This window comes from Chamaesiphon sp. (genome assembly GCF_041737865.1).
Taxonomy (GTDB): Bacteria; Cyanobacteriota; Cyanobacteriia; order Cyanobacteriales; family Chamaesiphonaceae; genus Chamaesiphon.
Genome location: NZ_JBGSQZ010000239.1, coordinates 1 through 6,870 on the forward strand (window position 1 = coordinate 1; position 6,870 = coordinate 6,870).

The 6,870-nt window shown below is 43.7% G+C and carries 11 protein-coding genes; 3 read left to right on the forward strand and 8 right to left on the reverse strand.

All coding sequences use genetic code 11. The annotated features are described in order from the left end of the window. Window positions 1-102 precede the first annotated feature (102 nt). From ACEW9J_RS18070 to ACEW9J_RS18095, 6 genes are all read right to left on the reverse strand, one after another. Window positions 103-327, reverse strand: coding sequence for an ArdC-like ssDNA-binding domain-containing protein (locus ACEW9J_RS18070; protein WP_373546493.1), 225 nt, complete (start codon window positions 325-327; stop codon window positions 103-105). Between the two features lie 128 nt (window positions 328-455). After that, window positions 456-803 (reverse strand): hypothetical protein, encoded by a 348-nt coding sequence (locus tag ACEW9J_RS18075; RefSeq protein ID WP_373546494.1) that lies wholly within the window; start codon window positions 801-803, stop codon window positions 456-458. 83 nt (window positions 804-886) lie between these two features. After that, complete coding sequence (locus ACEW9J_RS18080; RefSeq protein WP_373546495.1) at window positions 887-1,747, reverse strand: pentapeptide repeat-containing protein; 861 nt, start codon at window positions 1,745-1,747, stop codon at window positions 887-889. Window positions 1,748-1,877: 130 nt separating this feature from the next. Continuing rightward, window positions 1,878-2,066: a hypothetical protein gene (locus tag ACEW9J_RS18085; RefSeq protein WP_373546496.1), complete on the reverse strand. Its 189-nt coding sequence runs from the start codon at window positions 2,064-2,066 to the stop codon at window positions 1,878-1,880. A gap of 153 nt (window positions 2,067-2,219) precedes the next feature. Beyond that, window positions 2,220-2,468 carry a hypothetical protein gene (locus tag ACEW9J_RS18090; RefSeq protein WP_373546497.1) on the reverse strand — a complete coding sequence of 83 codons (249 nt, stop codon included), beginning with the start codon at window positions 2,466-2,468 and terminating at the stop codon, window positions 2,220-2,222. A gap of 377 nt (window positions 2,469-2,845) precedes the next feature. Continuing rightward, window positions 2,846-3,238 carry a hypothetical protein gene (locus ACEW9J_RS18095; protein ID WP_373546498.1) on the reverse strand — a complete coding sequence of 131 codons (393 nt, stop codon included), beginning with the start codon at window positions 3,236-3,238 and terminating at the stop codon, window positions 2,846-2,848. On the opposite strand from ACEW9J_RS18095, the gene ACEW9J_RS18100 reads away from it, so the two are divergent. Further along, complete coding sequence (locus ACEW9J_RS18100; RefSeq protein WP_373546499.1) at window positions 3,237-3,551, forward strand: hypothetical protein; 315 nt, start codon at window positions 3,237-3,239, stop codon at window positions 3,549-3,551. The genes ACEW9J_RS18095 and ACEW9J_RS18100 overlap by 2 nt on opposite strands. A gap of 96 nt (window positions 3,552-3,647) precedes the next feature. Here the strand turns inward: ACEW9J_RS18100 and ACEW9J_RS18105 are convergent, their stop codons facing one another. Next, entirely contained in the window at window positions 3,648-4,853 is a 1,206-nt protein-coding gene (locus ACEW9J_RS18105; protein WP_373546500.1) for an LPD29 domain-containing protein, read from the reverse strand. A 91-nt stretch (window positions 4,854-4,944) separates the two neighbouring features. Next, the gene (locus ACEW9J_RS18110) at window positions 4,945-5,112 is read right to left on the reverse strand and encodes a hypothetical protein (protein WP_373546501.1); all 168 of its coding nucleotides are present in this window, start codon (window positions 5,110-5,112) and stop codon (window positions 4,945-4,947) included. Window positions 5,113-5,279: 167 nt separating this feature from the next. On the opposite strand from ACEW9J_RS18110, the gene ACEW9J_RS18115 reads away from it, so the two are divergent. Continuing rightward, window positions 5,280-5,495, forward strand: a complete 216-nt coding sequence (locus tag ACEW9J_RS18115) for a hypothetical protein (RefSeq protein ID WP_373546502.1) — start codon at window positions 5,280-5,282, stop codon at window positions 5,493-5,495. Window positions 5,496-5,698: 203 nt separating this feature from the next. Further along, a partial coding sequence (locus ACEW9J_RS18120) for an RNA-guided endonuclease InsQ/TnpB family protein (RefSeq protein ID WP_373546503.1) occupies window positions 5,699-6,870 on the forward strand: 1,172 nt, incomplete at its 3' end.

Here is a 6,870-nt window from a genome sequence, read left to right on the forward strand (position 1 = left end):
ACGAGCAATCGTAAAAAGCCTGGGGAGAAGACCACCGCTGTCGCTGAGAAGCAATTTAATGCGGTAAGTGGACTTCGATGAACCAGGAACAAGAATCCCCCGCTATATCGGTACTCCGATTAGCGGTGGGAGTATGTCAATGATTTGGCATAGTAACGGGTTGATGCCTGAATACGCTTTGCGCGTGAACAGGTTTTGGAAATCCCTGCTATCTTTGGTAGACTTCCACGGACGTGCCCAGGGTTTCACCCCAGACTCCAAAAGAGCAATGAGCTGATCTACCACTAGTTGATTTTTATCAACTGCTGGGGGTTTAGATTTTGCCATGATAATTGACTCCTAGAATGTGGGTAATAATTGAAAATCTAAACCCGATCCGCGTAAGCGCATGGGTTTAATTGATAGCAAAAAGCGATCGACTGTTTAGACAGTCGATCGCTTTAATTGGGATGGAACTAAAGGGGATTAAATTCAGCCAAGAATTCTCGATGATTCATTAATTCTGGGTCGAGCTTTAATTTGTAGTTAGTTTTTTGGCAGTAAGATATTAGCCTCGCAGCATCTTTCATAGCGATCTCGATCGACTCATTTCGTTCCATCGGCTGAGTTGAGAATTCCAACCTTGCTAATTGTCGGTAAGGTTCGCCCAAGTTTGCATAGTAGATGGAAGTCAAGATAATAGGGAAAAGCTTGACCTCACTTCCCAAATAGAAGCCGTTATTTAACAAATAAATAAATTGGATTGGGTCATACTTGCGGCTGGGATGATCTGTGTAGTTACGAATTGCATCTAGGTGAGGCATGGGAATATTCCTAGTAATTTTGGTGCTTCAATGGGTTACTTCCATCTCGATCGCTTATTGTCGATCGAGATGGAAGAGTAATGTTAGAGATATTTAGCACTCAAAGCGCGACCGCGATCGGCAGCTACCATGCTCATAAATTCGAGGATGAGGATTTTAGTACTATAGTTATCTAAAGCGGTGAATTCAGGAATCGGGCAAGCCATCGCCCCAGCGGTACCACCTAGTAGTAACCTCATTTGAGCAGCAGTAGGATCGAGATCGATCAGCCATTCAGAAAGATAGTAATAGCCGCCAAAGCCAAGTTTTTCGGGGTTGAGGATGACAGCATCAGCTAGTTTGACGAGGAGATCGATCGAGTGTTGCGAAATCGGGGCATAACCGATCGCACCAGAAAGGTCAGCACCGCCCAAGTTGGCGTAAGTGAGTTTGGCACCAGTGAAGTTAGCGCGATTGAATCCAGTCTCACGGAAGTTAGCATCAATGAGATCTGCCCCAGTTAGATTTGCATCTTGGAAGAAAGCTTCGCAGAAAGTGCTATTTGAGAAATCCGTATTGCTCAGGTCAGAATGGCGAAACCCACAATTGTCTCCCATTGTTCCACGGAAGGTAGACCCTGTGAAATTACCTTTGCAGAAATGGATGCTGTTGATATCGGCACCATTGAAATTGGTACCGAGAGCAGTCACACCTTCAGCAAAAGCTCCTACAAGGGAAGCGTTACTTAGATCTGCACCGGAGAGGTTTGCTCCTTGAAGGTTTCCTAGTGACAAATTCATACCACTGAGGTTGGCACCTACGAGATTAGCTTCGCTCAGATCCTCTCCGTTGAGATCTTCGCCGCTGAAATCGACTCCAGCTAAATCTGGCTTATCACTCGGTTGCAATTGCTGTTCGTTCCATTCGATGTAAGCTTCGAGTTTTGCGCGATCGATCGAGTTCATAATTTTAATTTATGGTGTACAAAAATCTAAAGCCGCTCCGCGTAAGCGGCAGGATTTAGATACTTAGCAAGAAGCGATCGATCGATTGAATAACAGTCGATTTTCTGAATATGTACAATGAGCTAACAGGCTAGTTAAACAACGATAGTTGTTGCGCTAACTGGTGAGTCGTTGAACTATTGAAAGCTGCTGATTTAGCTAGTAAAGATTTTCGACTCGATCGAATAGCTTTCCCGAAATAATCAGTCTTAATTAGTAATTCTAAGATCGCACCATAACCGCCATAACCGAATTCAAGCGCAAAATAATCTGACCTCATTCTTGACTGAATAGATCCAGCTAAGATTTTTCCTGTGTGAATCATTATTTTACTATTGTGTTAAAAATTTAAAACCGATCTGTGTAAGCAGTAAATTTTTGATACTCATCAAGAAGCGATCGGCAATCGATCGCTTCTTGATGAGTCAATAGGCTAGTACTGAAAGTCTAGAAAGATTGCCGCAGCCGTAGCTTGAATATGTTCGTCTGTCGATAGATTCGACATATAATATAAAGCCTTAACTTCTCCAAATGGCTTGGAGCTAGCAGCTTGAGAGCTGATTTTCCAGACATTGTTATCCTTGCTATAGCAGTAGAAAATTTCGACAATATTAGTGCCGAACCTAATAATAGATGCGGATTTGAACATGTTTAGTCGATCGATGATTTCTGGGATATTCATAATAATTATAGATGCGGGGCTAAAACCGATCCGCGTAAGCGCAAGGGATTTCGTTTTTAACTAAATCCCCGATCGGTAGTCAATACTGCTCAAGCGCGAACAAATGAATGGATTTTTACATTCCTAAAGCCTAGATAACTGAGCTGCTTATACACAGTCTCTGTCGAGAAGCTGGTAAGGTACTCGAAGCAGTTTTCACCGACACACTCAATATTTTTCAATCTGGCAGTTGACTTGGGATCTGCTGTAAACCTGAAAAGATTCATAAATTTACTCACGGTAATTGTAAAATCGAGACGCGTAAGCGCAAAGGACTTCATTCCCAAAAAAAGGCGCGATCGATCCAATTAGATCGATCGCGCAGTAAGCTATTGAATCTAGTTCGGTGATAGGTTCAATAGCTCCCCATAAGTCACAACAACGAGGCAGTTATACCCAAATGGTTTAACCGCCACATTAACGTATCGATCTAACCCGAAATCGATAGAAATATTGGGACTTATCTCCGGTGCAACTGTTTTGGCAATCGTTTTGTAAGCGATCGACATCGTTGGGGCAACTTTTAAAGATCTCAGTACATCAACACTCTCGTTTGATGTAGTTGGTAGCTTTGGCTCCAAGAACAATGGAGGTAGGTTACGGATTTTTCTATTTCTTTGAATCTCAGCTAATACTTGCTTTTTCGTGATACATTGAGCATCAGCATGAGTCGGAAGAATAGAGAAAGTCAAAGCAAGAGTAACTAAAGAAAGGAGGATTTTAGCAAACATGGCAGTAATGAATAAATTGGTGATTGTGTTTTTTCTATTTATATTTAGCTCTCAAGGATTAAAAGCTTCAGAGCCTTCAGAGCCTAACGATCTAGGAATGTTTAAGGGACGTAAGCGGAGTGAACTTCCCGATAATTATCGAGAGATCAACACGCCAGCAAAATTAGAGGGATTTCGGAAAAGCCTGGAAACAGTTCCCGACAATGCCAGAATAACCAAAATCGATGGGCAAACTTACCGCTGTACAGACCGTGGCGGTCACGATCTAGAAAGTGGTATGCGAGTTTACGACATGCGCTGTTGGCAGAAGTAATTGAGACTAAAGCCGATTCGCGTGAGCGCAAGAGACTTCGCTCACACAAAAAAACCCGATCGATCCTACTAAGATCGATCGGGCTTTTTTGATAGGTTAGGCGATCGTTTTTACCCAGTCGTCAAAGGAGACGATTTGGTCGATCGATCCTAAAGCGATTTGGGCTGTTACCCATTCCTGATACACGATCGGCATCTGGAAAGCAGCCCAAGCAGCATAGCTTTGGATTCTGTCGATCGCGCCTCGTTCGATTTGGGCTGTTACCCATAGGCGGTAGCGATCTTGGAGTGGGGTCTTTGGTGGCTCGTTGGCGTTGGCGAAGCTTCTCCCGTGGAGAATCGGGATATCGAAATTTGCCGCCAGAGGTTCCGCTGGTTCGACGGGGAAACCTACGTACCTAGCATGATTGAAGCCCTGGGGGTCAATGTAGATGACGGCACGATCGGCAGCAAACACCTCGACAACTAGCAGGTAAACGCCTTGGCGGTACTCTACCCAATCGGCTTCGGTATAGTTGAAGTTATCACTATCCATATCTGGTCTGGTAGTACTGCCACTACCACCTTTACCTGCTAGCCATTCTCGGTCGTCCAAGAGGCTGTTGATGAAGATGTCATAGTCAGAGTTAGACAGCTCTATGCGATCGGTAATCCGCACGTTTGTAGGTGCTGGCTGTACTTGCTCGATGTAACCATCCAAGCAATCGTATTTGTTGAAGCTGGGAAAGGTGCCTTGGGCTTCAACATTTTCCACATGGACGATCGAGATGGGGACGATCTCAATCTCAACTTCGAGATCGGAGTCGTTTGCTTCTCCTAGGATTGCGATTTGGCTTGGGATTGAAAAGTCTTGGAGATTACTCTCGCTGACATTATCAATGATTTCAGCCATGTTACTACGAGTTAACCCATTCCAACCATCGGTATAATCGATCGCGGCGTGGGTATCGTAGCCGATAATTTCGAGCTGGAGGTAGGGTTTGAGCTGTAATGCTTTTGCAACTACCTTCTGGGCGAATGAGTGGGTAAAGCGGTGGTGGAGATTTGGTGCGTAGCAGTAATACAACACTTGTTCACCATTAACCATTGTTTTCTGGAAAGTATCGCAGTCGCGCATTCCATCGAATTCCATGCCGCCAAATTTATCGGTGATGGCAGCAACTTCCTTGGTGCTGGCACCATCGAACCAGGAGACATCGATGCTGTGGCGGCTAGAAGTTACAGAGAATTTCTGCTTTGGGAAAGCAGATTTTAGTTCGGCGCGGACGAATTTAGCAGTCTGAGTAGAAGTATAAGTAGTCATGGTTTTTGATGTTAGTAATAGTAGATTCTAAAATTGATTTGCGTAAGCGATAGAGGCTTGTTTGTCCCTCAATCGCTTATTTTGGACGTTATTAGTGAGTTACTTTTGTTCGATCGCTTATTTCTAGATCGATCTTTTTGAGTAGCCTCAACGCCGCGATGTAATTGTCATAGCCCGTGAAAAACTCAATCGTGATATCGATCGAAGATTTTAGTTCTTGTAGTTGACTTAAATTGAGATTACTAATGTCGTGACTCATGTTTTTTAGTTAACTATTAAAGGGTGGCTTTAGAAATATTTAGGGAGTAGCCATTCACGACAGATAGACCCTAAAACCGATCCGCGTAAGCGCAAAGGCTTTGGATACTCAGCAAGAAGCGATCGACTAATTTGCTACAATTGGTGGGCAAGCACATCATCATTAACATGCCAGACCCAAATTTCGACCTATACGGAGACTCCAACCCCCTTGATGAGTACGATAGTATTAGTGACGCTCTAGCTGGAGGGGTCGATATCGATGACATCCCTGAGTGTCGCCAGAGTATAATAGAAGACATGGACGATGAGGTAAAACCCTACGTGCAGACTAGGTTTCCGATCGACCCTAATAATCCCCCGATCGAAGGAATAATTTTTTAACTGGACAGACGGGAATTCCCCCGTCCATAGGTGTACTCACCTTGGCGGCGGGATGAAAGGCGAGTGAGGGAGGGATTGCCCCGCCGACCAAATCGACAAGCGCAGCTCTCGACAACAGAGGCGGGGTATGAGTGAGCGAACAAATTCCTTGCATTTTCCTAGTATCTTCGTTACAATATTATCAGAGATGCCGATAACCGATAATGTACCAAGCCTATAAATTCCGAATCTATCCAACAGCCGAGCAGCAGACGTATTTTGCGGGTGCTTTCGGTTGTTGTCGTTGGTTCTGGAATTACAGCTTGAATCTGTGCCAGCAAACATACAAAGATACTGGTAAAGGTCTAAGCAGAAGTGCGATTCAAGGATTACTCCCAAATCTCAAAAAGGAATATCCTTGGCTAACAAATGCTTATTCCCAATCACTCCAAGTAGTTGCACTGAACTTGTCTACTGCTTACAAGAACTTCTTTGATAAACGTGGCGGTTTTCCTAGCTTCAAATCGAAGCATGGCAGACAATCTATTAGTTATCCTCAGAATGTCAAAGTAGGAGATAGTTCTATCAAATTGCCAATCATTGGTGAGGTGCATTGTCGAATTCACCGAACATTAGATGGCACTGTCAAAACTGTTACTATTTCTAAAAATACTGACGGTAAATACTATGCTTCAATCTTGGTTGACGATGGACTAGGAACACCGGAAAGTGATGCTAATGGCAAAGCTATCGGCTTGGATGTTGGGTTGATTGACTTTGTTGTAACCAGTGATGGTAGCAAGTATGCAAACCCTAAGCATCTCAAGAAACATAGCAAGAATCTCAAGCGTAAACAGCAAAAACTTAGTCGCAAACAGAAGGGGAGTAATACCAGACATAAGGCTAAAAGATTAGTAGCCAGAGTTCATTCAAAGATAAAGAGAGTACGAGAAGATTTTCTGCACAAACTATCCCGCAAGATAGTAGACGAAAACCAAGTCATTGCAGTAGAAAATCTCAACGTCAAAGGTATGGTACGCAATCACTGTTTAGCTAAATCGATTAGCGATGCTGGATGGGGAATGTTTGGAACAATGCTCAAGTATAAGGCTGAGAAATTGGGTAAAATCTACATTGAAGTAGATCGCTTTTTCCCTAGCTCTAAGACTTGCAATAATTGTCTTCACAAAGTATCGGAAATGCCTTTGAACGTGCGTCATTGGGATTGTCCTAAATGTCATAGTCGCAACGATAGAGATATCAACGCAGCGAAGAATATTAGGGATGAAGCCTTGCGGATCATTGCGTTAGGAACTAGCGCGTCTGCCAATGGACGGAATGTAAGTCAACCTGGTAAAACTTCGGTTTTGCTGGATGCTGTTCCGGTTGAAGTTGG

Coding starts and splice junctions, on each gene's coding strand:
- ACEW9J_RS18110 (WP_373546501.1), bottom strand. CDS start 5,112: ATGAGTCACGACATTAGTAATCTCAATTTAAGTCAACTACAAGAACTA.
- ACEW9J_RS18105 (WP_373546500.1), bottom strand. CDS start 4,853: ATGACTACTTATACTTCTACTCAGACTGCTAAATTCGTCCGCGCCGAA.
- ACEW9J_RS18090 (WP_373546497.1), bottom strand. CDS start 2,468: ATGAATATCCCAGAAATCATCGATCGACTAAACATGTTCAAATCCGCA.
- ACEW9J_RS18115 (WP_373546502.1), top strand. CDS start 5,280: ATGCCAGACCCAAATTTCGACCTATACGGAGACTCCAACCCCCTTGAT.
- ACEW9J_RS18095 (WP_373546498.1), bottom strand. CDS start 3,238: ATGTTTGCTAAAATCCTCCTTTCTTTAGTTACTCTTGCTTTGACTTTC.
- ACEW9J_RS18100 (WP_373546499.1), top strand. CDS start 3,237: ATGGCAGTAATGAATAAATTGGTGATTGTGTTTTTTCTATTTATATTT.
- ACEW9J_RS18085 (WP_373546496.1), bottom strand. CDS start 2,066: ATGAGGTCAGATTATTTTGCGCTTGAATTCGGTTATGGCGGTTATGGT.
- ACEW9J_RS18075 (WP_373546494.1), bottom strand. CDS start 803: ATGCCTCACCTAGATGCAATTCGTAACTACACAGATCATCCCAGCCGC.
- ACEW9J_RS18070 (WP_373546493.1), bottom strand. CDS start 327: ATGGCAAAATCTAAACCCCCAGCAGTTGATAAAAATCAACTAGTGGTA.
- ACEW9J_RS18080 (WP_373546495.1), bottom strand. CDS start 1,747: ATGAACTCGATCGATCGCGCAAAACTCGAAGCTTACATCGAATGGAAC.